Annotated in this window: 22 protein-coding genes; 2 read left to right on the top strand and 20 right to left on the bottom strand. The window is 56.4% G+C overall.

Going from position 1 to position 24,347, the window contains the following annotated elements:
- Positions 1-12: 12 nt before the first annotated feature.
- The 10 genes from SK3146_RS30940 to SK3146_RS30895 all read right to left on the bottom strand — a co-directional run bounded on the left by SK3146_RS30940 (position 13) and on the right by SK3146_RS30895 (position 11,478).
- Positions 13-789, bottom strand: coding sequence for a hypothetical protein (locus SK3146_RS30940; protein WP_249862396.1), 777 nt, complete (start codon positions 787-789; stop codon positions 13-15).
- Entirely contained in the window at positions 786-1,367 is a 582-nt protein-coding gene (locus SK3146_RS30935) for an RNA polymerase sigma factor (RefSeq protein WP_249862395.1), read from the bottom strand. Before SK3146_RS30935 ends, SK3146_RS30940 begins: the two co-directional genes overlap by 4 nt.
- A 217-nt stretch (positions 1,368-1,584) precedes the next feature.
- Positions 1,585-2,508: a peptide-methionine (R)-S-oxide reductase MsrB gene (msrB, locus tag SK3146_RS30930; RefSeq protein ID WP_249866496.1), complete on the bottom strand. Its 924-nt coding sequence runs from the start codon at positions 2,506-2,508 to the stop codon at positions 1,585-1,587.
- A 218-nt stretch (positions 2,509-2,726) separates the two neighbouring features.
- A complete protein-coding gene (locus SK3146_RS30925) occupies positions 2,727-3,743 on the bottom strand; it encodes a ketoacyl-ACP synthase III (RefSeq protein ID WP_434006834.1) in 1,017 nt (338 codons plus the stop codon).
- 256 nt (positions 3,744-3,999) lie between these two features.
- Complete coding sequence (locus tag SK3146_RS30920) at positions 4,000-4,773, bottom strand: phytanoyl-CoA dioxygenase family protein (protein WP_249862394.1); 774 nt, start codon at positions 4,771-4,773, stop codon at positions 4,000-4,002.
- 29 nt (positions 4,774-4,802) lie between these two features.
- A complete protein-coding gene (locus SK3146_RS30915; RefSeq protein WP_249862393.1) occupies positions 4,803-5,702 on the bottom strand; it encodes a carbohydrate ABC transporter permease in 900 nt (299 codons plus the stop codon).
- Positions 5,703-5,729: 27 nt separating this feature from the next.
- Positions 5,730-6,608 carry a carbohydrate ABC transporter permease gene (locus SK3146_RS30910; protein ID WP_249862392.1) on the bottom strand — a complete coding sequence of 293 codons (879 nt, stop codon included), beginning with the start codon at positions 6,606-6,608 and terminating at the stop codon, positions 5,730-5,732.
- 82 nt (positions 6,609-6,690) lie between these two features.
- Positions 6,691-8,031, bottom strand: a complete 1,341-nt coding sequence (locus SK3146_RS30905; RefSeq protein ID WP_434006833.1) for an ABC transporter substrate-binding protein — start codon at positions 8,029-8,031, stop codon at positions 6,691-6,693.
- Positions 8,032-8,138: 107 nt separating this feature from the next.
- Entirely contained in the window at positions 8,139-9,686 is a 1,548-nt protein-coding gene (locus SK3146_RS30900) for a response regulator (RefSeq protein WP_249862390.1), read from the bottom strand.
- Entirely contained in the window at positions 9,661-11,478 is a 1,818-nt protein-coding gene (locus SK3146_RS30895; protein WP_249862389.1) for a sensor histidine kinase, read from the bottom strand. Before SK3146_RS30895 ends, SK3146_RS30900 begins: the two co-directional genes overlap by 26 nt.
- 422 nt (positions 11,479-11,900) lie before the next feature.
- Here SK3146_RS30895 and SK3146_RS30890 point away from each other — a divergent pair, with 422 nt between their 5' ends.
- Together SK3146_RS30890 and SK3146_RS30885 are read left to right on the top strand one after the other, a co-directional pair.
- The gene (locus SK3146_RS30890; protein ID WP_249862388.1) at positions 11,901-12,821 is read left to right on the top strand and encodes an AraC family transcriptional regulator; all 921 of its coding nucleotides are present in this window, start codon (positions 11,901-11,903) and stop codon (positions 12,819-12,821) included.
- Between the two features lie 272 nt (positions 12,822-13,093).
- Positions 13,094-14,365 carry a hypothetical protein gene (locus tag SK3146_RS30885; protein ID WP_249862387.1) on the top strand — a complete coding sequence of 424 codons (1,272 nt, stop codon included), beginning with the start codon at positions 13,094-13,096 and terminating at the stop codon, positions 14,363-14,365.
- Positions 14,366-14,502: 137 nt separating this feature from the next.
- Here the strand turns inward: SK3146_RS30885 and SK3146_RS30880 are convergent, their stop codons facing one another.
- The 10 genes from SK3146_RS30880 to SK3146_RS30835 all read right to left on the bottom strand — a co-directional run bounded on the left by SK3146_RS30880 (position 14,503) and on the right by SK3146_RS30835 (position 24,237).
- Positions 14,503-14,994 (bottom strand): MaoC/PaaZ C-terminal domain-containing protein, encoded by a 492-nt coding sequence (locus SK3146_RS30880; RefSeq protein ID WP_249862386.1) that lies wholly within the window; start codon positions 14,992-14,994, stop codon positions 14,503-14,505.
- A 4-nt stretch (positions 14,995-14,998) separates the two neighbouring features.
- A complete protein-coding gene (locus tag SK3146_RS30875) occupies positions 14,999-15,526 on the bottom strand; it encodes a MaoC family dehydratase (RefSeq protein WP_249862385.1) in 528 nt (175 codons plus the stop codon).
- Positions 15,519-16,694 carry a CaiB/BaiF CoA transferase family protein gene (locus tag SK3146_RS30870; protein WP_249862384.1) on the bottom strand — a complete coding sequence of 392 codons (1,176 nt, stop codon included), beginning with the start codon at positions 16,692-16,694 and terminating at the stop codon, positions 15,519-15,521. The genes SK3146_RS30875 and SK3146_RS30870 overlap by 8 nt, the downstream gene beginning before the upstream one ends.
- A gap of 21 nt (positions 16,695-16,715) precedes the next feature.
- Positions 16,716-17,867, bottom strand: coding sequence for a CaiB/BaiF CoA transferase family protein (locus SK3146_RS30865; RefSeq protein WP_249862383.1), 1,152 nt, complete (start codon positions 17,865-17,867; stop codon positions 16,716-16,718).
- Positions 17,864-19,015 carry an ABC transporter substrate-binding protein gene (locus tag SK3146_RS30860; protein WP_249862382.1) on the bottom strand — a complete coding sequence of 384 codons (1,152 nt, stop codon included), beginning with the start codon at positions 19,013-19,015 and terminating at the stop codon, positions 17,864-17,866. The genes SK3146_RS30865 and SK3146_RS30860 overlap by 4 nt, the downstream gene beginning before the upstream one ends.
- 53 nt (positions 19,016-19,068) lie before the next feature.
- A complete protein-coding gene (locus tag SK3146_RS30855; RefSeq protein ID WP_249862381.1) occupies positions 19,069-20,706 on the bottom strand; it encodes a response regulator in 1,638 nt (545 codons plus the stop codon).
- 59 nt (positions 20,707-20,765) lie between these two features.
- Complete coding sequence (locus SK3146_RS30850) at positions 20,766-20,918, bottom strand: hypothetical protein (protein WP_249862380.1); 153 nt, start codon at positions 20,916-20,918, stop codon at positions 20,766-20,768.
- A complete protein-coding gene (locus tag SK3146_RS30845; RefSeq protein ID WP_249862379.1) occupies positions 20,903-22,453 on the bottom strand; it encodes a sensor histidine kinase in 1,551 nt (516 codons plus the stop codon). Before SK3146_RS30845 ends, SK3146_RS30850 begins: the two co-directional genes overlap by 16 nt.
- Before the next feature lie 117 nt (positions 22,454-22,570).
- Positions 22,571-23,386, bottom strand: coding sequence for a carbohydrate ABC transporter permease (locus SK3146_RS30840; RefSeq protein WP_249862378.1), 816 nt, complete (start codon positions 23,384-23,386; stop codon positions 22,571-22,573).
- Positions 23,383-24,237 (bottom strand): carbohydrate ABC transporter permease, encoded by an 855-nt coding sequence (locus tag SK3146_RS30835; protein WP_249862377.1) that lies wholly within the window; start codon positions 24,235-24,237, stop codon positions 23,383-23,385. Before SK3146_RS30835 ends, SK3146_RS30840 begins: the two co-directional genes overlap by 4 nt.
- Positions 24,238-24,347 lie beyond the last annotated feature (110 nt).

The following is a 24,347-nucleotide window of genomic DNA, read 5'->3' as shown; positions in this document are numbered from 1 at the left end:
ATCCCCTTCGTTCTAAGGTTTGGCCAGCAAGCCGTCCGCAATGCGGCCCAGCTCTTCCGGCTTAAGCGAGCCTCTCACAATCATATTCAGCTCGCCGCGATTCACCTCAATGTCCGCCGTACCGTCGGGAAGCTCCGTTACGAACCGCTGTCCGTCCGGGTCCTCCGCATGAGCGCTGAACGCCCGTTTTCTCAGCAGCACCGTCAGCGCGGGCGTCTCTCCCTTATCGGCATACACCAGCTTCAGCGCGCTGGCCTTCGCCTCCCCGCCGGAGAAATGAAGCGTCGCTGCCTGAAGCGTCAAGTCGCCCGGGATCGCATCGAGAGAAGGAAGCTCGAACTGCATCTGTTCCTTCGCTGCCTCCAGCGTAACGGTCATCCTCCGGAAAGCCCCTTCCTGCGGCAAATCGCGGTTATCCACGTAAGGCTCTTCCCAATCGTCCGGCGGCGGCGGCGTTTTGGCTCCTTCGGCCGACGGGCGGTCGGTGCTCCCGATCTGCATGCTTACCGTGCCGCCCTTCATCTTATAGGCCATTTCGAACATCGGCCTGAACGCTTCGGTCGTCTGCAGCGAGTGGAACAGGAAAGCGCCGGCCAGCAGCGAAGCCGCCGCGAGGGAGAACCATCTGGCGCCGCGCATCCACCTTGCTCTGCGCCGCTCCCGGACAAGCCGCTTCTCCATCCTTGTCCATGAAGGACCGGCATCGGGAACGACGATGTCATTCTCGCTTTGTCGGACCGCTTCTTCCAATAACCTGTCAAATTCGGCGTCAAAATCCGATTTGTTCAAGGCTCGTTCACCTTCCATTCACGCTGCAGTTTTTTCTTGATGGCTTCCCTGGACCGATGCAATGTCTGCCTGATCTTCTCCTCCGAAACGCCGAGCTGCTCCGCCATTTCCTTGTAGGACAGGCGCTCCAGCCAGCGCATGCGGATCACCTGGCGGTAGATCGGTTTCAACTGGTGAATACACTGAATAATCGCTTCTTCGAGCAGCTTCGCTTCCACTTCGGCTTCCGTGGATGAAGCCCGTTCCGCCATCAGCGGGACCGCGTTTTCTATATAGACGTCATCGGAAAGCAATTCGTCTTGTTTTTTTTTATTTTTTCGCAAATAACTTATCGTAGCATTGCGGGCAACGGTGCGCAGCCATGCGTTCAGCCTCGCCTCGTCGATATCGTGGGGACTTTTGCGGATAATGAGAATGAACGTTTCCTGAATAATATCTTCTGCCGTCTGATGATCCTTCACAATATACATAATCATAGGATAGACCAGGCGGTAAAATTGTTTGTACACCTGTTCCTGCAGCATCGGATCGAGGGACCTGATGTCACCGGTCAGCAGGAGCAATATCGATTTTGACATGGTTCCTCCGAAATAAGTACAAGTGCAGGAAGCGAACGTCCTGCGGAAAATACGCCCTATCGTTTGGACAATATTTCCTTTTTTGATCATACAATGGATGTGCCGCTATGAAAAGCACTTTTTCAGAAAAGGCTGCGCGGCCCTTGAAAAAAAAACGGCCGGGCCCGGGAATTCCCCGGACTCGGCCGCCTGGCAACCGTATGGACGAATAAACCGTTTAATCGCGTCCGCCGCGCTCGAACAAAGCCAGATACGCGCCGTAACCTTCCTGCTCCATCTGTTCTTTGGGAATAAACCGCAGCGAGGCCGAATTGATGCAGTATCTTAACCCCCCCGCATCCTTCGGGCCGTCCGGAAACACATGCCCCAAATGCGAATCCGCTTCTCTGCTGCGCACTTCCGTGCGTATCATAAAGTGGCTGTAATCCTCTTTTTCCTTCACATTCCCGGAAACAAGCGGCTTCGTGAAGCTCGGCCAGCCGCAACCCGAGTCGAATTTATCGAGCGAGCTGAACAGCGGTTCTCCCGAAACGATATCCACGTAAATGCCTTCTCCGTGATGATCCCAAAATTCATTTTGAAACGGCGGTTCGGTCGCATTGTTCTGCGTCACCTCGAACTGCATCGGAGTGAGCCGTCCTCTTAAGCGCTCCTTATCCTGCGGCGTATTCCAATGCTGCTCGATAAAAGCGTCTCTCCCCGAGCCTTTGCGGTACATTTTATAACGAAGCGGATTTTTCTGGTAGTAATCCTGATGGTACTCCTCCGCTTCGTAAAATTCCCCGGCAGGCACGATCTCGGTCGCGATCGGACGGGAGAACCGCCCACTCTGCTCAAGCTCCTGCTTGGACGCTTCCGCCTTGCGGCGCTGCTCCTCCGTATGGTAAAAAATCGCGGTCCGGTACGATTCTCCCCTGTCGTGAAACTGGCCGCCTGTATCGGTCGGATCGATCTGCTGCCAGAAGGTGTCCAGCAGCTTTTCATAAGGAAATACGATCGGATCGAACGTAATTTGCACGGCTTCGGCATGTCCGGTCGTCTCCGAGCAAACCTCCTGATACGTCGGATTCGGCTTATGTCCTCCCGTATAGCCGGAAACGACCTTTTTAATGCCCGGAAGCTGGTCGAACGGGGTGACCATGCACCAGAAGCAGCCGCCGGCAAATGTCGCCAGCTCTTCGCGATGGTTGTGATTCGTTTTCTCTTCCACTGATTCTCACTCCTTATCTATATGATACAATCGTTTCCCCTCAAAGCTTGGTTTACTTATCCATCATACTAAAAAAGTGCCCCCAAAGTGAAGTGAAGCGGGAGCACCTTCATAGGAACGAAGCGAATGATCCGAAGCCCGCCTGCGGCTTACAGCGGGAACGGCGGCTCGATTTCCGGATCGAGTTCAAGACGGACCAGCATGCCTGCCTGCACGAGCCCGGAGCCGAATCCGTACAGCAGCGCCAGATCGCCTTGTCTGATCTTGCCGGCGCGGATGCCCAGATCGAGTGCCAGCGGAATCGTCGCCGCCGATGTGTTGCCGAAGTATTCCAGGCTGTACAATGCCCGCTCCGGCGGCAGTCCGAGCCGCTCGCAGATCGGCTCGATCATGCGCAAATTCGCGCTGTGCGGCACAAACCAATCGACTTGGCCCAGATCAAGCGAAGCATTGCTCAGCACCTCCCGCACGCCTTCCGGCACGGTACGCACAGCCCATTTGAACACTTCCCTGCCGTTTTGCACGAGCAGCTGCTTGTCGATGAGCTCAACGCCGTTTATGCGGTTTGCGATCCGCGTCTGGTACACATGAGCGCCGCCGCTTCCTTCGGTGCTTAGACGGGACGATAAGAAGCTTGAGCGCCGCTCATCACGCTCGATCAGCACCGCCCCCGCCCCGTCGCCGAACAACACGCAGGTCGTCCGGTCGGTATAGTCGGTAATTTTGGTCAACGTCTCGCCCCCGACGACGAGAATTTTGCGGTGCAGCCCGGATGCGATCAGCCCGTTGGCAAGATGCAGGCCGTACACGAAGCCCGCGCATGCCGCGCTAACGTCCATCGCCCCGGTGGACGGCGAAACGCCGAGCTTGTGCTGCAGCAACGACGCCGTGCTCGGAAACGGAAAATCCGGCGTGCTTGTAGCCGCGATGATCATATCGACATCGTTCACGGACTTGCCGTAACGCCGCATCAGATCGCGTACCGCGGCAGCGCACAGATCGCTCGTATACTCATGCGGAGCGCTGATTCGGCGCTCGCGAATGCCCGTGCGCTGCACAATCCATTCGTCGCTCGTATCGACCATCTGTTCCAGGTCGTAATTCGTCAAACGCTTCTCCGGCACAAACGTGCCGATGGCCGTAATTGTGGCATGACGGATTTCCAAGGCGCATCATCCTTTATCATCAAGTATTAGTACTTGGTACTAATTTTAACGAACGCGAAGCTCCTTGTCAATCCTAACCAGGCTTTCACCTATGCAGAATATACGGGTATCGGCCCGGCGCATGTACTTGCGTAAACGACAAAACGCCGGGAGCTCTCAAGCTCCCGGCGCAATAGCCGGATCGGCGCCGTGATGCGGCCGCCGCATGAACGTCCGACGGGACGCGCTGCAGTTTGCAGCCCGCCCCGCTTCTCGTTTACACAATCTGATAATTCGGTTTTACGCTGCTGAAGTTCGGATTTTCCCCGCAAACCATCAGCCCCATGCCCCAATCGAAATGGACGTTTCTCACGGGCAAATCGGATGCCTCGCGGTATTGGAACAGCACATTTCGGCGGGGGCGCTCGCTGCGGTTGCAATCGGAGCCGTGGATCGTCAAATAATTGAAGAAGAGCACGTCTCCCGCCTCCGCCGGGCAAGGCGTTCCGCTGGAAATCGGATGCTCCTTATGGTTCAGGTAATACGTTCCGATATGAGGGAGCGGTCCTGCCTTGTGAGAGCCCGGAACGACGCACAGGCATCCGTTTTCCGTATCCGCACGGTCCAAGTGCACGCTGGCCGCCAGCATCGTGTGGTTCGTATGCGGAAAATACGGATAATCCTGGTGCATCGGAAACGCCGCTCCGTTCTCCGGCGGCTTGACGAGCATTTTCGTATGATGCAGCAGCACGTTGGGCCCGATCAGCTGCGACAAAATCGCAGCCATATTCGGGTGAATCGCCGCCCGCGCGAAGGCCGCATCATGATAATGCACGTCGTGGAAGCCCTTAAGCACGAGCTTCTTCAGCTCCTCTGGGGGCAAGTAGTCCCCCTGCCAGGCATGGTTCTTGTCGTACTTCGAATGCGCCGCACGCTCGATGATTTTCCCGGTCGCCCGACGCATCTCCTCCACTTCCCGTCCGTCGAACACTCCTTTCACGAGCAAATACCCGTTATCCCGGTAAAATTCCGCCTCATCCGCCGTGATCATGCTTCATCCTCCCCGCTTTTTCGATTGGACTATCCTTTGATTCCCGTCAGCGTAACCCCTTCGATAATGTACCGTTGTCCGATAATATATACGATCAAAACGGGAATAACGGCAATGGACGACCCCGCCATCATCAGGGTCCAGTCGGTAATGTACATGCCGCGAAACAAATTGAGCAGCAGAGGCACCGTAAATTTGTCCGGGCTGTTCAGGAAAATAAGCGGGCCGAAGAAGCTGTTCCACATGCCGAGGAACGTGAAGATCGCCAGCGCCGCCAAGGCCGGACGGATGAGCGGAAGAATGATGCGCCAGTAGATCGTCCAGCGGTTCGCGCCGTCGACGATGGACGCTTCCTCCAGCTCGTCGGGAATGCTCTTCATAAACTGGCGCAGCAGGAACACGCCGAAGGCATCGAGCAGCGAAGCCGGCACGATCAAGGCCAGATGCGTGTCCAGCCAGCCGAAGCCTTTCATCATCAAGTATAAAGGAATAATCGTCACCTGATGCGGAACCATCATCGTCGCCAGAAACAGAACGAAGAGCGGCTCCCGCAGCGGGAAACGGATTTTGGCGAAGGCGTACGCCGCCATGGAGCAGGTCAGCAGCTTGACTGCAACCGAAATGAAGGCGATGTAAAAGCTGTTCAAGTAAGCGTGGCCGAACGGCAGCGCTTCCCAAGACCGTTTATAATTGCTCCACTCCCACGGATCGGGAATCCACTTGGGCGGAATGAGAAATACTTGCGAAAACTGCTTCAGCGAGCTGAGAACCATCCATAGAAACGGCCCCGTCATAATGACGGCCCCGACGATCAGCACCGCGTGCAGCAGCACCTTGCCGACCGGGCTTGTGCCGCTGCGGTCGCGCCGCAACGCCGCTGCGGTCGAACGGCCCGTTTCGGCCGTATTCCTTTGCGCTTGAATCTCCATCAGCGTCTCCTCCTCTCCCGGTTTCGTTTATCCGCCATAATGAACCCACCGCTTCGACATGTACATTTGCAGCAGCGTCAGCGTCAAAATAATGCCGAATAAAATGACGGCGGCCGCAGCGCTTTTACCGAAGGTGAACTCGACGAACGCCAGCTGATAAATGTGGTAGACGATCGTGTAGCTGGCTTTGGCCGGCCCTCCGCCCGTCATGACGAACGATTGATCGAACACCTGGAAGGAGCCGATGATCGACATAATGGTCGCAAAAAACGTCGTCGGAGAGAGCAGCGGAAGCGTAATATGCCAGAATTGGCGGAATCGGCTCGCCCCGTCGATTTGCGCCGCCTCGTAATAGCTGGACGAAATCCCTTGAAGTCCGGCGAGGAACAGCACCATATTGCCGCCGAGTCCCCACCAGACGCTGAGCATGGCGATCGACGGAATGACAAGCTTGCGGTTCGTCAGCCATTCGGGACCGACGATGCCGAACCACTGCTTCAAATATACGTTGATAATGCCGAATTCGGAGTTCAGCAGCCACAGCCAGACAATCGATACCGCGATGGAGCTCGTAACGACCGGCATGTAGTAAAAGAGCCGGTATACGACCTTGCCCCGCACTTTATTCAGCGCGACCGCGACGAGAATGGCCAGAACAATGCCGGTCGGCACGACCAGCAGCGTATACCATGCCGTGTTGAACAGCGCCAGCTTAAAGTCCGGATTATGAAACTGGGTAACGAAATTATCGAGTCCGATAAACTGCTTTTTGCCGAAGCCGTCCCATTTCATGAGGCTAAGCACGAAGGCGGAGACAAGCGGGATAAAGGCAAATATGAGAAGTCCGGTCAACTGGGGAAGAATGAACGCATAGCCCCAAATCCCTTCCGATACGCGTTTGTTCATAAGTCATCAGCCTTTCGTTGAAGTCTGGAAGGAAGCCGCCCGAAGCCGGGTCCGGCCCCCTCCCTGCGAAGTCGCATGCCGTCTATTTGCCAGCCTTATAATCGGCTATTTTCTGGTTCGCTTTAATCCCGACCGATTTTAACGTCTCGTCAAGTTTGCCGTCCTTGAGCCACAGAGCTTCCATCTCGTCCTTAATGATTTGGGTCAAGCCGGGAATTCCCGCTTCGAACGGCGTGAGCGCATAGCCGATGCTGCGCGCGTCCAGGAAGTACTGGGCGTGCTCTGGCAAATTGCCTTCCATTACGACCTGATCGGCGCCCTCTACGGAAGGAACCGCGTTACCGCCTCCTTGCAGACGGTAAACTTGCCCTTCCTTCGATACGAATTCGCTGATGAACTCATACGCTTCCTTCGGATATTTCGTACTCTTGTTCATAACCATATAGGCAGTGGCGACGGCCGCAGGCTCGATCTTCTTGCCGGTGTTGGTCGGATAAGGCACGATGTCGAATTGCAGGTCCTTGCTCTGCTTGAATATCGGGAGATACCAGCGCCCCGCCGACACGAAGCCAACCTGGTTGGACATAAACATCGCGTCGCCTCCCTGCCCCTTCGGCAGCGTTCCCGCAAACGTAATGTTTTTCGCCTGGATGTTATCGTAGAGGAATTTGTACGCCTCGACCGTCTTCGGGTCCTTATCCGCAATAAATTCCCCTTTATCGTTGTACACGTTGCCTCCGTTGCTGCTTACAAAGCTGTAATACCGGTTCCAATCGTTATCCAGCACGAAGCCGTGCTTGCCGTTCGCGCGCAGCTTCTCGAGCATTGCTTTGAACGAATTCCAATTCCATTGACCTTTTTCATACAGCTCCGCAGGCAGCTCGGTCACTCCCGAATCCTTCAGCAGCTTCGTGTTATACCAAAGAATCATCGGATTACAGTCCACCGGCACTCCGTACACTTTGTCGTCCTTTTTGGCTGCGCCCCACAGACCTTTGAAGAAGTCGGCCTCGCGGATTTTGCTGTCCGAGCTCTTGTCCATATAAGGGGTCAGCTCGGCGATCGTCTGGTTATCGATCAGCTTCACGATCGTCCCGTCCCCGGAATAAAACACGTCCGGCGCCGCCCCGCCGCTAAGCTGGGTCAATATTTTCTGCTCGTAGTCACTTGGAATTGGGATTAATTCAAATTCGACATTCGGGTGCTTGGCGTTGTAATCTTTGGTGAACTCCTGGAATCTGCCCAGCTCGCCCGGATTGCCCCAGGTAGACCATTTCAGCTTGATCTTCTCTCCCGGCTTCGGCGCTGCGGCCTGTCCTCCCGGAGCTGCGCTGTCGCTGCAAGCTTGCAGCAGAGGCAATAAAGCGATTACAGTCGTCATCATAGCAACGGACAAGGTTGTCTTTACTTTCATTTTACTCATCCCCTTCTATCAAAAATATCGGCTACCTTTTTATTATAGGACGCGAAATTTGCGGATGTAACCGCTTTTATTCCGAAATGGTGGAGCCTTTTCCGAATATTTTCATTTCAGCCCCCCCGGTCGCGGAATTCCGCTGGCGACAGCTTCATCATCTTCTTAAACAGCTTGCTGAAATATTTCACATCGTTGAAGCCGGACATTTCCGCCACTTCGTATACTTTGAGCGTCGTCGTCTGGAGCAGCACGGTGGAGCGCTTAAGCCGCAGATGGATTAAATAATCGATAAAATTTTGCCCTGTCACCCGCTTGAACATTTCGCTGAAATAGTTTTTGCTGACCGACACATGGTCGGCTACATCCTGCAGGCTGATGTTTTTAGTGAAATTGCCCTGCATATATTCGATCGCCTTCGCGATAATCCGGCGGTGAAAGCCGAACTCCTCCTCAATCTCGTCCTCCGATTTCCACAAGCTCTCGAACACCGACCATAAGAAGGACTGCACTTCTTCAACGGATTCCATCATCCGGAGCGCTTCCGTCTGTTCCGCCGGAACGTAGCGGTTCCCCTTGCACAGCTGGTATAAAGACAGCAGCTCCTGCGCTTCCCTCAGCACTTCGACCGGCGTCTTGTTGTCGCAGGTCCAGCAGCCCAGCAGGCGCTTCTGGCACTCTGCGGCTTTGTCCTTCCAGTCTTCGGATATCGCTTCCCGCAGCGCGTTCATCCCGGCCTCCGTGTTTCCGCTGCGCGACGGGCGCTTCGGAGAGACCATCATGGAGCGGATGCCTCCGGGACCGAAGTAAAAGCGCAGAGCGGCCTTGTCCAGCCCTTCCCGGTAAGCCCGCTTCAGCCCGCCGCTTCCGGCGCTGCAGAAGCTGACCCCCATCGTAAACGAGTATCCCTTGTCCGCAAGCATGCGGTGGAGCCGCTCCAGCCGTGCCATCCAGCTCTCCTGATCGCCGCCCTCATCCGGCACGGCGAGCACAAGCTGGTCCGAGCCGACCCGGAATGCGGCTCCCCGCTCCAAATGCTCGTAGCAGGAAGCCTGCACTTCCTCCATGACAATCTCAATAAACAGCCCTCCTTCCTCGGCGCGAAGCTTGGCCGCCCCATCCAGCATGCAGACGACGATTCTGTAGCCTTCGTTCAGCCAGGCGAGCTCCGCCGTGCTTTCCTGCTGCGGCTCCTCGCCCGCCAGCAGCTTCATCAGCTGCTTCTCCAGCTCCTGCCGCTTGCCCGACAACTCCTGCCGCAGGATCAGCTCGGTCCGCTTGCGCTCCTCGGCAATTTGCTCCTTCAGCTTGCCCAGCACCGCTTGCAAATCCTCCGTTTCCAGCGTCGGCTTGAGCAAATAGTCGGAGGCGCCGAGTCGGATGCCTTCCCGCACATATTCAAAATCGTTATGGCAGCTGAGCAGCACGACCTTCAGCGCCGGATATGCAGCCCGCGCCCTGCGCATCAGCTCCAGACCGTCCATCACCGGCATGGCGATATCCGTAATCAAAATATCCACTTCATGGCTCTCCAGCCACTGCAGCGCGGTTTTCCCGTTCGACGCCTCTCCGACAAGAAGAAACCCGTTCTCTTCCCATTCGAACGTCGACCGGAGCCCGATGCGCGCCATCGCTTCATCATCGACCAACAGCACTTTGTACATGGTCATCCTCCTTTTGAATAGGAAAAATCAGCTGCACCCGCGTTCCCAGCCCTTCCTCGCTTTCCACCTCCACACCGTATCCCGTTCCGAAATACAGCTGCAGCGTTTGATGCACATGCAGCAGGCCGATCCGGGTCATGCCGCTTGCGCGCGTCGTGCCCGTTCCCGACAGCAAATCGGGCAGCTTGGCCTTCGAAATGCCGATGCCGTCGTCCCGAATGACGACAACCGCATCGCCGCCTTCGCGCGAGACGGTCACTTCGATGAACCCTTTCTCATCCTTCGGAGCGATGCCGTGGAAGATCGCGTTCTCCACGATCGGCTGCAGCAGCATGCGCGGAATCGTAATAGCTCTCAGCTCGGGCGGACATTCGATATTCAGTGTAATCCGATTGTGATACCGGTATTGCTGAATGATCAAATATTTGTTCAGCAGCTCGAAATCCTCTCCGAGCCTGACGAAAGAGCCATTCCGCTCCAGACTCGCTTCGAGAAGCGGCACCAGGGTGGAAATCGCGTTGGCGACATCCTCCGTCCGCTGCAGCTTCGCCATCCATCGGATCGAATTGAGCGTGTTGTACAAAAAATGCGGATTGATCTGATAGCGCATCGCCCGAATTTCCGCCTTCTTCTTCTCCCGCTCCTCCTCGGCGATCCGGTGAATCAGCACGCCGATCTGGCGGATCATCTTATTGAAGCTGCGGCTTAGCTGCCCGATCTCGTTGCGGCCGCCAAGATCGGAGCGCACGCTTAAATCCCCGGCTTCTCCCCGCTTCATCAGCTTGCTTAAATAGACGAGGGGGCGGCCGATTTTATAGGCGACGTAATAGCCCATAATCATCGCTACGACAATCGATGCCAGAGCGCTCCAGATCGTCAGATCGCGGATTTCGATGGAGCCTGCGATCAGCTCCTGGATCGGCACGATGCCCGCCACACGCCAGCCGTTGCCGAGCGAAGCCGGGATGACGAGCATATCTTTGCCGTTCAGCCGCATCGTCTGCGTCGTCGCCGGCATCGCCAAGTCGGAGCTTTGTCCGAAATAAGCCGAATCCGGATGATAAGCGAAACGGTTGCCCTGATCCACCACATAGGTGTAGCCCGTCCGTCCGAACTGTATGTCTGCAAGCGCTTCCGTCAAAATATTGCCTCTAACCTCGATGAACATGACTCCGATAATTTTGCCTGTGTCGACTTCCTTGATCGTCCGTCCGAGGCCGAACACCGGAATGCCCATATCGATGCCTTTTAAATATGAAATATTCGTCAGTCCGAACCAGACCGCATTGCCGTCGGCCTCAAGCACTTTACGGTACCAATCCGTTTGCCACGGGTCGACGACGCCTTGGAAGGTGGAGCTGACCACCGAATTATTTTTGTTGATATCGAGAAGATAGATGTCCATAATTTCCGGAGAATTGGTAATCAAGGAGATGATAAAATCTTTGGCGTCATTGTTCTGCTTGAAGCTGTCGTAAGGGGTCGCCGCATTTTTGCCTTGAAGGGCATCCTGGATCGCTTTGCTGCCGAGCAGCCGCATCGATACGTTGTCCAGTCCTTTAAAAATAAAATTCAATTTGTCGCTGACCTGCTTGATCGTTAGCGACGCCACGTTGCTAACCTGCTCCTCGATCATGTTGGCCGATTTTTCATACGACAAATAGCCTCCGATCAGCACCGGCACAATAATACTGACGAAGAACAGCAGAAACAATTGAACGGCAATGGAATGCAGCTTGTTGTAAAACCGGCTTCCGTGCCTCAGGTAAGCAGTGAATCGGCTTCCTTTCATCGCAACCCCCCGTTTCCTTAATTGTTGCCTTTTGCGTTACGGCCTGGGACAAGCTCGCTGCAGCCAGCCTGCGGCTTGGCGGCGCTTCCGAGAGAAGCAGGACGTGCCCGGACCGGAACTAAACGGCCTAAACAGTCTTATTCGTGAGTGCGGAAAAGAATTCCTGCTCTCCTGCGCATCATTCGCCTCATTTTGACCACGGCCGCCGGACGCACGGTTTCATCTTGCCACCCGAACGCGGTTTCTGCTATCTTGAATTTAACCACGCTTTTAAAAGGGTGGTGAAAAAGTCCGCTGCGGCGTCCATTTGATCCTCCGATCGCTGTTGAAATCCGGATTATTTAGATTTTTTTTCCAGATTCAAATGGCCCCTCCGCTCTTTTTTCACCACGCCTCTAAGAATTCGGAAGGAGAGCGACCCGATGAATATGCCAAGCAAGCCCGCGCCAGGCTGCAGCGCCCCGCATATCGTAATTGCCGGCGATTTCACCGTGAAGGCGGGCTGGACGCTCGGGCCGAGGGCGCTGACCGATTACGAGCTCGTCTATTTTCCCGTAGGCTCGGCTGCGGAATACCGGCTGGACGACCGGACGTTTCGGTTGGAGGAGCCCTGCTTCATCTTGACCCGTCCCGCCCAGACGCATACTTACAGATTCGACCCGGTCCAGCCGACCCGGCATCTGTTCGTCCATTTCATGATGGATACGCTGACCGGTTCTCACGACCTGTCTCCGCTCGTTTCGCCGGACGGCCCTTCATATTTGCCGGCCGGCAAAGCCAGTCTGCTGCCCTCCCTGCTGACCCATATTTTACATCTGGCCGCAGCCAGACCGCCAAGCTGGGAGAGCCGATGCAATCTGCTGCTGTACTCCCTGCTCGCGGAGCTGGAGGAGCTTGCGGGATCGGCAGCCGCCGAAGCGGAGGAAGCGAATCCGCTTCCCCCGCAAATCGTCAAAGCGCTGCAAACGATCGATCAGCATCTTCATCTCCCCCTATCCGTCGCCGCCATAGCCGACAGCGTAGGATGGACGCATGAGCATTTCACCCGCATTTTCGTCAGGCATACCGGCATGACGCCGCAGAAGGCGATCTCCGAGCGCCGCATCGACAGAGCCTGCCAGCTGCTGGTTCAAAGCCACGATACCGTGAAGCAAATCGCTTTTACGGTCGGTTTTACGGACGAGCATTATTTTTCCCGCTGCTTTACCCGGAGCAAGGGCATGACCGCATCCGAATACCGGGAGCGATTCTCCGATCCGCGCGCACAGCATCTTGCCCCTGCGGAAGCGTACCGCACGCCTTATCCGGCGAATAAACTGCTTCATAGCGCACAGATCAAATAAATCCACCTTAATCCGGTTTGTCTGAATGGAAGCTTCTTCCCGCGATTGCCATAATGAAAGCAAGCGCTTCATCAATTAGAGGTGTGGTGAAGAAGTGGCCGAAGAGTCGATAGTGAGTTGGAACAGCATAAGCGGTCGCCTTTGTAGACGGATTTTCCCCGCTTTAGCGATTCAAAATGAAAAAAATCCGGCTACAAGAGCGAGTGGAAACTTCTATCGACCGCAGGCCGCTTGTTTTTCACCACCCTTTTAGATCAGGGAGGGAATCCAATATGTTAAGCTATGCCGGAATTAAAAACCCTTACGCCATCGGCACATACGGGGTGGAAAAAAACGCCAAGGCGCTTCAGCGGTACCGCTTCATCCATGAGTCGCTGCTGCGCATCGCCGCCGGCCATCTGCCGGCCCGCGAGAACTGGGATTTGAAGGTCGCGCTCGGGAAGCATCTGTATGAGGACGCGGAGGCCGCCGACCGGCTGCGCGTGCGGATTACGGAGCTGAGAACGTCGTCTGCGGTGCTGAATCACGAGCCCGACGCCGCATTGTCGCTGCTAATGGAAGAGCTCATTCAAGCGCGCAATGATCTGGAGCTCGCCATTGGCATCTATGAAGTCGTCAAACCGGCGCTGCTGCAGGTATACCGCAATCATCTCGCCACGACGCAGCAAATCGTCGACCAGCCGACGATCCGTCTCCTCCGCACGGTCGTTCTCGATTTGGAGGAGCAATTGGCTTGGGGCCAAGAGATGATCGGCCACCTCCAATCGTCGGGAATCTACGACGATCAAGGCGGCGAATTCAAAGCCCGGCTGACCGGATTCCTGCAAGCCGCCGGCGGCATCGACGGCTCCCAGCCCAAGACGGCGGCGCTGCCGCACCGCTGGCGTTCGCAGCAGCCGTACACGCTGCCGCTGCGGTCCGTCCGCGACCCGAGGAATATGGGCCCCGCGACTTGGGCGCGGACGAGCGTCGCCGTCGCCCCGGACGATCCCGTCCGTCAGAAGCTGTTCGACAAAATGCGCGTAAGGCAGGAAGAGATGACGGCCGCCGAGCTGATCGCCGCCGTGCTGTTTTCGCAGAAAAATATGCCCTGGGAGTTTTATCGCGACCTGGCGCGCCATTTATGGGACGAAGTGCGTCATGCGCTGTTCGGCCAGGCCGCGCTCGAGAGCGAAGGCGTGGACTGGATGAGCCGGCCGCAGTACACGTCCGATTACGACGTCAATGCCCCGAAAATTCCCGGCGCTCAATACGCCTGGCTGTCCATCGGCATCGAAGAAGGCGCCATGAAGCGCCCGGGCAAAGCGGGCGAATACGAATTTTGCCGCGACGAGGCGAAGCATCCGCTGATGGCGCAATTCCAGGATTACGACTGGGCCGACGAGGTTGTGCACGCCAATCTGGGGCGGAAATGGACGACCGATTTGATCGGCGAGGACATCGGCTTCGTCCGCGAAATAGCGAAGCAGGAGCTGGACCATTTCTGGAAGGAAGTGCGCGAGGCGGAGCGGCAGTGGAAGGAGCGGGAGGAGTCGATTTCGTAAATGTACTGAAGCAAGCAAGGACCTCAACCCCGTTTGGCAGCGTGCCGGCGGAGTCGAGGTCCTTACGTTTTTGGGGAGCCGCCCCCGCGACCGGTCGGCATCGTGGGCTGCGCTCTCGCTTTTACGGACGATCCCGGTTAAATGGACGTGCCGCCGTTCGTCCTGCCGCTCGCTGCATCCCCGGCAAGCTTTCTCTTGACGAGCAGCAGATGCTCGCAGACAAGCGCCAGCTCGCCGCGCTGGTTGAACACCTCCACCAGCTCGCATACGATCCCGTAATCGGGACGCTTGGGGTAGTCTCTTTTTTCCTTGATCGAGGCTTTGGCGTATATCGTATCGCCGATAAATACCGGTTTGACAAAACGCAGCCGGTCATAGCCGTAGGAGAACGCCTCGGGATTGATCTCCCCGGCCGTCATGCCGACGCCCATGCTGAAGATAAGCGTGCCGTGGGCGATCCGCTGCCGGAACTCCTGGGTCAGGCACCACTGCGCATCCATATGATGGGGATAAAAATCTCCCGTCTGCCCGGCATGCAGCACAATGTCGGCCTCCGTTACCGTGCGGCCGGTCGTCTGCCGGACGGCTCCGGTCTCGTAATCTTCGAAAAACATCGATCGGCTGCCCATCGCGCTACGCCTCCTTCTTCTCGATCAAATGCTGCCACGCATCGGGGCTGCGGTAGCGCACCGTCTGCAGATGCTCGCAGTACAATACGAGCTCGCCCTCGTTCTTATACACCTCGTAGCTGACTTTCACGAGCCCCATCTCCTTGTACTTGGGACGCTTCTCCATATGCGTTCTGACCGTGTAGATCGTGTCGCCGATAAATACCGGCTTAATAAACCGCAGCTTATCGTATCCATAGCTGAACGTGTGAATATTGTTATGGGCCATCAACCCGAGTCCCATGCTGAATACAAGAGCTCCGGCCACGAGCCGTCTCCCGAACGCGCCTTCCTCCCGTGCGAACATGTCGTCGGCAACATAAGGATGCAAATCCATCACAAGCGCGTTAAACTGCATGCTTTCGCCCTCGGATATGGTGCGCCGGATCGAACGGATCTTCTGCCCTACCTCAAATTCCTCGTACATCCACGATTCCGTATGAAACACGGGCAGTTCCTGATGCGGTCTGACGCTTCGTTCGTTTTCATTCATGCTCGGTCGCCTCCAGCCATTCGTTGATCGATTCATTATGCTCTCCGATGCGCGGTGAGCCTTGCGACGAGGTATATACCGCCCCGTCGATCCGAATCGGGCAGCGCGTCGAGCGCATAGCGGCGCCGCTGCCCCTGTATACCGTCTGCGTCATACCCAGACGCAGAAACGCCTCTTCCCGGCGCAGCTGCTCCCAGGTCAACACGCTTGAGCAGGGATACCCTGCGGCTTCCAGCCGTTCAAGCCACATCGAGGTCGTACCTGCCGCCAGCCGTCCGGCGATCAGCCGGTTTATCTCCTCCCGGCGCTCGTACCGGGAGGCTTCGTCGGCGCAGCCGGCGAGGCTCCCGCAGCAATCAAGCGCCTTGCCCAATGCCTCCACAGAGCCTGCGCCTAACGCTATGTATCCGTCCGCGGTCGGATACATCCCGTACGGTGCGGGCATCCAGGCATGGGCGCCGCCCGTCTGCGGACGCTGCGGCAGCCGCTCTCCGCCGTTCCAATAGACGACAAGCTCTGCCGCCTGCAGATCGAGGATCGACTCCAGCAGGCTCACTTCCACGCGGCAGCCTGCTCCCGTCATGCTCCGCCGGAACAATCCGGCGAGCACTCCCTGCACCAGATAAGTCCCCGCAGCCATGTCGACGGCGGCGAGCCCCAGCGGCTGCGGCGGCCGGTCGGCCTCTCCGTTCAGCCACGCCAAACCGGAGAGCGACTGGACAAGCAGATCCTGTCCGGGCTTATCCTTCCACGGCCCCTCTGCGCCGTACCCCGTGATCTCCGCATAGATCAGCGCCGGATTCCGCTCGCGGACCGCATCGTAATGCAACCCCAGCCGTTCCATGACGCCGGGCCGGAAATTCTGGATCAGCACGTCCGCGCGCTCGATCAGCCGCCGCACTCGATCCCGGTCCTCCTCCCGCTTAAGATCGGCGGCGTAGCCTTCCTTATTGCGGTTGATGGAGTGGAACAGCGTGCTGTCGCCGTCCAGCTCCAGATCGGAAATATATAATGTCCTGCATATGTCTCCCGTGCCGGGCTTCTCGATCTTGATCACCCGCGCCCCGAGATCGGCGAGCCGCAGCGCGGCCGACGGTCCCGACAAAAACTGGCTGAAATCGAGAACGAGTATCCCTTCCAGCGGCTTGGCGTTAGCGCCTCTGTTCATCTGACGGCCGCTCCTTCCCCATTAAGACGGCGTGAATCCGAATTCTGCGGCAATCTTACGGCTGTCCTCTCCGACGCGCGGCGCCCCCTTGGGCGACTTCAGCCTTATGCCGTTCATCCGGATCGGGCAGCAGGTCGTCTTGAACGCCGTCCCGCCGGAAGCCCGCGTTACCTGAAGCATATCCAGCGCCTTGAAGGCTTCATGCTCCGTTAGCTGCTCCCATGTCAGCACATCCGAGCACCAATAATCCGCAGACTCGAGCAGCGCCAGCCATTCCCGCGTCGGCCGGCTGCGCAGATGAGCCGCCAATATCGTCTTGATCTCGTCCCGGCGCGCGAACCATTCCTTGGGGTCGGCGAACGCCGACAGCTCCCGGCAGCCGAGCAGCTCCCCCAGCTTCAACACGGACCCCATCGCAAGCGCGATATAGCCGTCCTGCGTCTCATAAATACCGTAAGGCGCCCCCAAGTACGCGTGTGCGCCGTTAATCGAGCTGCGCTGCGGCGGCCGGCCTCCGTCGTTAAGATACGTCGTGAACACCTCGAATTGGAAATCGAGCAGCGATTCCAGCAGGCTTACCTCGACCAGGCCGCCTTCCCCGCTGCGGCCCCGCCGCACCAGGCAGGCGAGAATCCCCTGCACCAGATGCGCTCCGGCCAGTATATCGGCTACCGCCAAACCGAACGGCAGCGGAGGCTGATCGCTGTCTCCGTTCAGCCACACGAGGCCCGACAGCGACTGCACGAGCAAGTCCTGACCCGGCTTATCCCGCCACGGCCCCTCCTTGCCGTATCCCGTGACGCTGGCATAGACGATTCGCGGGTTGATCGCCTTGACGCTCTCATAGTCAAGCCCCAGCTTCTCCATCGTGCCCGGCCGGAAATTTTCGATCAGGACGTCGGCTTGCCCGATAAGCCGCTTGATGTCTTGCAGCTGCCCGGGATGCTTCAGATCGGCCGAATAGCTTTCCTTATTCCGGTTGATCGTTTGGAACAGCGCGCTCTCCCCGTTATAATCCAGGTTGCCGATATACAGCTGACGGCATAAATCGCCGGTGTCCGGCCTTTCGATCTTGATGACCCTCGCTCCGAGATCCGCCAGCCGCAAGCCCGCAGACGGACCGGATAAAAATTGGCAAAACTCCAGCACGACCGTTCCTTCCAGCGGTCTCATAGCGCTCCCTCCCTCCGCGAATCGCGGTATAGGTCGTTCAGCTTCTCCAGCACGCCCCCGGCATCCCCGCCCTGCATCGCATAGCGGCGGACGAAATCTCCCGCGCGGTCCTGGAAATGCAGATACCCGCTGTAACGGGGACGGAGAAAGGAGCGGTCCAAAGCAGTCAGCGTCCGCTCGAAATATCCGCCGCAGCTTCGATTGACCGCTGCGTCGGTCCAGGCCGCGCGATGTCCAGGCTGACCGCCGCTTTGGGCATAAAGCGTCCGCTGGGCCGCCGGATCAGCCGTATACATCGCATACTGAAGCGCCTCATCCAGATGCCGGCAGCGGACGGATACGGCAAGCCCGGTGCCTCCCAGCGTCGTGCGCAGCTTGCGTTCGCCGAGCCGCACCGTATCGGCGAACGTGATGACGTTAGCGGCATAGCCGGGACGCGAGTAGTTGGAATATCCGTAGGCAAACGGACAATAGGCAATGTCGCCGCGAACGGCCATCGCTTCATACAGCTGGATCGGATTCCACCCGAACATCTCCTGCGGACAATATCCGGCCAGCTCCTTCAGCCGTTCGAGCGCCTGTATCCCGATCTCGCATGACACAACTTCACTGTCCCGCAGGAACGGGTCTTCTCCGAGACTGGAGCACAGCATATAAAAATTCATCAATGTATCGATAGGAATACCTGGAAATGCTACAAGCCCGCGCTCGGCCAGAGCGAGCAGCTCCTCCCATGTCGTCGGCGGCTCGGCTGCTTCTCTAGCCATAATATCCTCGCGATACGATGCCACCGGGGTCGCCGCATCTATCGCCAGAGCGCTTTGATAACCGCCGAAGTTATAGCTCTCATGGGACCTGCCGACCGAATGGCGGCCCTGATCTTCGAGAAACGAGGCAGGCAAATGCCGCTCCAGCGGCACCAGAATACGCCGATCGGCAGCGAAGCCGGCCCACGGATGGTCGATCACCAGCAGATCGTACCGTTCCGCCAATTGCTCAATGGGCGCATCCGCGAACTGCTGCAGGGAACGCTTCTCCCATACGATCTCCACCCCCGGATTCCGCTCGGCGAACCGCTGCGCGGTAGCCGCCAGCGGAACGAAGCCGCGGCTGTGATGCCAAGTAATGCCCTTTAACACAATGCTCATCCTGCCGTCCCTCCTAACCGTAATTAAATCTGATCGGATAATATGGTTTGCGCTCACTTGCTGTTCATCCGGTAATCCTGCGGCGTGCTGCCGAAATGCTTTTTGAATATTTTGATAAAATAATTCGGATTCTGATAGCCGACCTCAACGGCGATTTCATAAATTTTACTCGTCGTAGCTTTGAGCAGATGAGCGGCCCGCTCCATCTTCAGGCGATAGATGTAGTCGCTCAAGTTTTCCCCCGTTTCCAGCTTATAGATGCGGGACAAATAGGCCGGATGCATCTGCAAATAATCGGATATCGACTGCAGCGATACGTTATCGGCCAGCTGGGCCTGAACGAACTTTTGCGTCTGGCGGACGGCCGATTCGCGGGCGTTTTTCGTTTCGCTGCTCGTATACCGCTCGATGTGCTTTAGCACGGCCTGAATCCAGGCGCGCAGCGATTGGACCGTCCTGCACGGAGCCAGCTCCCTGCCCCTCGCATACTCGCTGCCGATCAGCTCGGCGAGACGTTTGCCGCTCTTGTGGGCAATGAAGGAGAACGCCGCGAACACCGAGAAGAACACTTCGGTGATATGCTCCGCCGATTCCGACCAAGACTGCTCCAGCTCCTCCAGAACGGACTCCAGCTTCCGCTCCACCGCATTCCAGTTTCCCGCCTCCATTAAATGCACCAGCATCGGCGGTTCGTAGAGCCGGTATAAGCTGTGCATCTCCGCGGTTTCCGTCTCCCCGATCGTATATACCGGAAGGTCCTTCTCGCTGCCGAACCGTTTGCGGAAAATCGCCAGCGAGTTATGGTATACTTTCGCGAGCTCCTCGGGAAACCGGCCCCAGGCGCTGACAAGCACGGAAACGCTCCGTTTTAAATAAAGCTCGATGTTCAGCTGCAGCTGGTTGGCGAGACGCTCCATATGGTATTTACGCTCCCCGCCGCCCTCCGTATCCTCATCAGCGCATAGCCCCTCCTTCGGCGCAGCCAGCACGACCAAATATTCGTGAACGTCCTGGCTGATCCATACGTGAAAATATTCCTCGAACGTCTCCTCGGCCAGATTGCCGATAGCAAACTTCATCAAAGACATCTCGAACGGATCGTAGTCGGCGAATTGCTCTTTATACCGGATGAGCAGCAGGCAAAAATCGTCCTGCGGCCGTACCGGAATCCCCAGCTGCGTGAGCTTTTCGGCCGACTGTCCTCGGGTCGTCCGTTTACCCTGCAGCATATCGTTCAGCAGCTCGCTCTTCAGCTTCGGCAAATGATCGTGCAAGGCCTTCATCGCCCGCTGATACGTCTCGTTCGCTTCCCTCTCGTCATGAATCAGCCGGACAACCTTGGCGACTCTTTCGATCAGCTCCTCGTCCCGAATCGGCTTGAGCAAATAGTCGCAAATCTGGTTTTGGATCGCCTTCTGCGCATACTCGAATTCGGCATAGCCCGTCAGCAGGATGCACTTCGTATTTTTCCAATTCCATGTAATTTTCCGGATCAGCTCCAGCCCGTCTACCCCCGGCATACATATATCGGTTATGACCAAATCGATCGCATTCGTCTTGAGAATATCGAGCGCCTCCGCAGCGGAGAACGCCTTGTACACCTCTCCGATCCCGATCTCCTGCCACGGAATCGTCACGGCCAAAGTTTCCACCACATTCATCTCATCGTCCACAAGCAGCAATTTGAGCATCGTTCTCCTCCTGAATCCGCGTTATCGTTAGGAACACATCGCTTTCAGGACCGCGGCGGTCAAGCGCTCTCCGCCTCCCGCTCAGCCCATTTCAGCACGATTCTGAGCCCTCCCGAAGGAGACGCGGACAGCAGCAGCCCGGAGCTTTCCTTGAACTGATACAGCAGCCTCTGATGCACGTTCCATAAGCCGCAGCTCATCTCTTTATCCATCGGAAGCGATATTTTATGCTGCAGCTCCGCCAGCTTCTCGGGGACATGCCGATCCCGTTGTCGTCGATCACGATTTTGTTTTCTCCCCACTGCCGTTGACCGGTAATCGTCACAATGCCGTACCGCTCGCTTTTGCCGATTCCGTGAATGATCGCATTTTCCACGATAGGCTGGATCAGCAGCCTCGGTATTTCGAGCTGAGCCATCGAGTCGGGTATGTCGATTTCATAATGAAACCTGTCCATGCGCAGATTCTGAATGTTCAAATAGTTCTGAACCAGCTTCATCTCTTCGTGCAGCGTCGTCATCGTATTCTCCAGCTTCGTGATATGGCGGAAATAATCGCCCAGATTGACAACCATTTCCGTGGCCGCATGCTTGTCTCCGACCGCAATCGTATTTTTAATAAAAAACAGGCAGTTGTATAAAAAATGCGGGTTGATTTGCGACTGCAGCTGCTTCAGCTTCGCCTCCCGAAACCGGATATGCTCCATGTAAACCTTTTCAAGAAGCTCTTGAATTTGGGCCGCCATCTCGTTAAACCGGGCGAATACATACTCAAATTCGTTATTCGGGCGATGATTCAGACGGAGGGCGTACTTGCCGGCCTGAATCCCTTGAACTCCGCGCAGCAGCAATTGGATCGGAATTTGTACCTGTTTGTACAGCATCAGCGCCACGACGACGCTCATCGCCAGCAGCAGCGCGATCGAGCCGTAGAACAAATTCCGGCTTTTGACGATAGGCGATAAAATTTGCTGCAGAGGCAAGTAATCGACGACATACCAGCCCAGGCTCTTCGATTGGACGTAGCCGACCAAATATTTCTCGTGCCTCAGCTCAACGATCCGGTGCCCCATGGGACTTAACTGCTGTCCGTTCAAGTAAGACGTCAATTCGCCGATCAACGCCTCATTCGCTGCGCTGCTGACGATCGGTCCGGTGCCCGGAGAATATAAAAAAGGGTCCCCCTTGCCGTCCTGCTTATAGTCAGCCAACATATTCATGACATTTCGCCGGGAAAATCGCACCTCGGTCACGGCCTCGGCATCCTCCGGATTTTTATAAGAAATGAGCGGACTAAGAATGAACTTGGCGAAATACGAATCGCCGGCGGGCAGCGCATGGTATTCCCAATCGGGCTTGATGCTGCTGCGGAAAAAATCCGGATCGTACACGCCGTTATAATCGCTGGATATGGCTTGCTTTAAACCGGGCAAATAAATCGTCAGCCGATTGGACCAGCTGCTTGTCGCGCTGAGCAAAATCAGCTTGCCGACAATCGCTTCCTGAAGCTGCAGCTGCTCGTATTCTTTCGTCGTCTTGAGCAGCTCCTGTATGCTGCGGTCTTTGCTGACAATGATAGGAATGATCGACAGTTGATCGATCACGCTGTCCATTTGGGACGTAAAAAACGATATGCGGTTTAAATTGGAATTCTGGATTTCTTCCTCCACGACTTCTATCGATACCCGATTCGAGAAGCCGTAGAGCAGCACGATCGGTATAAGCAGCAGTACAATGAACAATACCATTTTTCTGAAAATGTTCATTTTCAATCGCATCCCGTTCCCCCCCCCCCCATGATCTGTATACTGAGAGTGTAACCGAAAACAACGGCTGCGGGTATAACGATTTGCTCGGTCTGCCGCTTACCCTTTTACCGCGCCCGCCGACAATCCGCTGACGATATATTTTTGCGAGAACAGGGCCATAATCATCACCGGCAAAGTAATGACGCAGGCTGCGGCCATCAGCGCGCCCCAGTTAATATTGGAGGCGGATATGAAGTTAAAGACGGCGATCGGCAGCGTCTTGGTTCGTTCGCCGGCAAGAATCAGCGAGAACATAAAGTTGTTCCAGGAGAAAATGAACGACAGGAGCGCCGCCGTAACGATGCCCGGAACGGAAACGGGCAGGACGATCGACATAAACGCTCTGAATTTGGAGCTTCCGTCTATCCACGACGACTCCTCGACTTCCACCGGAAACGCTTCGAAGAACGGAATCATCACCCACATGATGAACGGCAGTCCGATCACCATATGGCTTACAATCAAGACAGTGAACGTATCGACCATATGCAGCTTCGTAAACAAAATGTACCAAGGGACAAGAAACGTGATGCCCGGAATCATCTTGGCGACCAGAATGACGGTGCCGAGCGTATGCATCCGATATTTGGCTATCGAATAAGCCGCAGGCAAGCCGAGGATGAGGGCGAACGCCGTGGAGCCCAGCGCCACCAGAAAGCTGTTCAGCAAATAGCGGAGGTAGTCGTTGTCCCGAAACACCTCGATATAGTTTTTGAACGTCGGCTTGAAGAGAAAAATGTGATCGGCAGACAGCACCTGAACCTGCGTTTTGAACGAAGCCATGAGCATCCAAATAAACGGAAACGTAAACACGAGAAATACCGCCAGCGTTAAGACGAGCTGGTAAATGGCCGGCCAAAGCCTGGTTTTCATCCCGCTTCACCTACTCTCTTGCGGATCGAGATCAGAAGCAGCACGATGAACATAATGATGGCGAAGAACAGGATGAGCAGCGACGAGGCGGCGCCGAGCTTGAAATATTGAAACGCCTGGGTGTAGACCATGACATTCAGCGTTTCCGAAGCGAAATTCGGGCCGCCCTGGGTCGTCGAATAAATCGTATCGAACGTTTTGAGCAAGTCGATCATGCGCAGCACGACCGCTACTATAATCGTCGGGCGCAGCATCGGCAGCGTAATATGGATGAATTTCTGGAAGGACGTCGCTCCGTCCACATCCGCTGATTCGTACGGCTCGGACGGAAGCGTCGTCAAGCCGGCGATGACGATGAGGGCGATCATCGGCGTCCACTCCCATACATCGATAACAATGAGCGAAGGGATCACCTGATCTACCGCCCCCAGCCAAGCGAGCGGCTTCATGCCGAGCGTCCTAAGCAGCTGATTGGCCAGCCCGATGGAGGGCTCGTAAATAAGCAGCCAAATCAGGCCGATTGCAACGGGAGTGGCCACCATCGGCAGCATCAGAAACGTCTTGACCCATTTGGCCCCGATAAAATCGCGGGAAAATAACACGGCGATCAGTACGCCCAGCACCGTCTCCAGCACAATCGCCGGAACCGTGAAATAAAAGGTGCGCCATACGGAGCCCCAGAACCGCTCGTCGGCCAGCAGGGCGGCATAATTGTCCAGCCCTACCCATCGGGGCGGCGTAATCGCCGACATGCTCCATTCATAGAAGCTGATATGTACCGTATAGGCGAGCGGAAAAGCAATGATGAGCACGATGAACAGTGCGGCCGGCATTATGAATATCCATTTCATGTTACGGTCTAACCAGCCGTATCCCATGAGCAACCGCTCCTTTCTCCGGCCGATCCGGCTAACCGGCGAAGGCGGCAAGAGGCCGCCTCCTGAGGTTAACCGCAGCGCGC

Source organism: Paenibacillus konkukensis, assembly GCF_023523925.1.
GTDB classification, from domain to species: Bacteria; Bacillota; Bacilli; order Paenibacillales; family NBRC-103111; genus Paenibacillus_S; species Paenibacillus_S doosanensis.
Note: the sequence above shows the minus strand (reverse complement) of the source record. Positions and strands in the feature narration are given on the sequence as shown.

Bases quoted from the DNA above. Each gene is read 5' to 3' on its own strand.
- SK3146_RS30935 (WP_249862395.1), bottom strand. From the start codon at position 1,367: ATGTCAAAATCGATATTGCTCCTGCTGACCGGTGACATCAGGTCCCTC.
- msrB (WP_249866496.1), bottom strand. From the start codon at position 2,508: ATGGTCACCCCGTTCGACCAGCTTCCGGGCATTAAAAAGGTCGTTTCC.
- SK3146_RS30920 (WP_249862394.1), bottom strand. From the start codon at position 4,773: ATGATCACGGCGGATGAGGCGGAATTTTACCGGGATAACGGGTATTTG.
- SK3146_RS30915 (WP_249862393.1), bottom strand. From the start codon at position 5,702: ATGGAGATTCAAGCGCAAAGGAATACGGCCGAAACGGGCCGTTCGACC.
- SK3146_RS30910 (WP_249862392.1), bottom strand. From the start codon at position 6,608: ATGAACAAACGCGTATCGGAAGGGATTTGGGGCTATGCGTTCATTCTT.
- SK3146_RS30905 (WP_434006833.1), bottom strand. From the start codon at position 8,031: ATGAGTAAAATGAAAGTAAAGACAACCTTGTCCGTTGCTATGATGACG.
- SK3146_RS30900 (WP_249862390.1), bottom strand. From the start codon at position 9,686: ATGTACAAAGTGCTGTTGGTCGATGATGAAGCGATGGCGCGCATCGGG.
- SK3146_RS30895 (WP_249862389.1), bottom strand. From the start codon at position 11,478: ATGAAAGGAAGCCGATTCACTGCTTACCTGAGGCACGGAAGCCGGTTT.
- SK3146_RS30890 (WP_249862388.1), top strand. From the start codon at position 11,901: ATGAATATGCCAAGCAAGCCCGCGCCAGGCTGCAGCGCCCCGCATATC.
- SK3146_RS30885 (WP_249862387.1), top strand. From the start codon at position 13,094: ATGTTAAGCTATGCCGGAATTAAAAACCCTTACGCCATCGGCACATAC.
- SK3146_RS30880 (WP_249862386.1), bottom strand. From the start codon at position 14,994: ATGGGCAGCCGATCGATGTTTTTCGAAGATTACGAGACCGGAGCCGTC.
- SK3146_RS30875 (WP_249862385.1), bottom strand. From the start codon at position 15,526: ATGAATGAAAACGAACGAAGCGTCAGACCGCATCAGGAACTGCCCGTG.
- SK3146_RS30870 (WP_249862384.1), bottom strand. From the start codon at position 16,694: ATGAACAGAGGCGCTAACGCCAAGCCGCTGGAAGGGATACTCGTTCTC.
- SK3146_RS30865 (WP_249862383.1), bottom strand. From the start codon at position 17,867: ATGAGACCGCTGGAAGGAACGGTCGTGCTGGAGTTTTGCCAATTTTTA.
- SK3146_RS30860 (WP_249862382.1), bottom strand. From the start codon at position 19,015: ATGAGCATTGTGTTAAAGGGCATTACTTGGCATCACAGCCGCGGCTTC.
- SK3146_RS30855 (WP_249862381.1), bottom strand. From the start codon at position 20,706: ATGCTCAAATTGCTGCTTGTGGACGATGAGATGAATGTGGTGGAAACT.
- SK3146_RS30850 (WP_249862380.1), bottom strand. From the start codon at position 20,918: ATGGATAAAGAGATGAGCTGCGGCTTATGGAACGTGCATCAGAGGCTG.
- SK3146_RS30845 (WP_249862379.1), bottom strand. From the start codon at position 22,453: ATGGTATTGTTCATTGTACTGCTGCTTATACCGATCGTGCTGCTCTAC.
- SK3146_RS30840 (WP_249862378.1), bottom strand. From the start codon at position 23,386: ATGAAAACCAGGCTTTGGCCGGCCATTTACCAGCTCGTCTTAACGCTG.
- SK3146_RS30835 (WP_249862377.1), bottom strand. From the start codon at position 24,237: ATGAAATGGATATTCATAATGCCGGCCGCACTGTTCATCGTGCTCATC.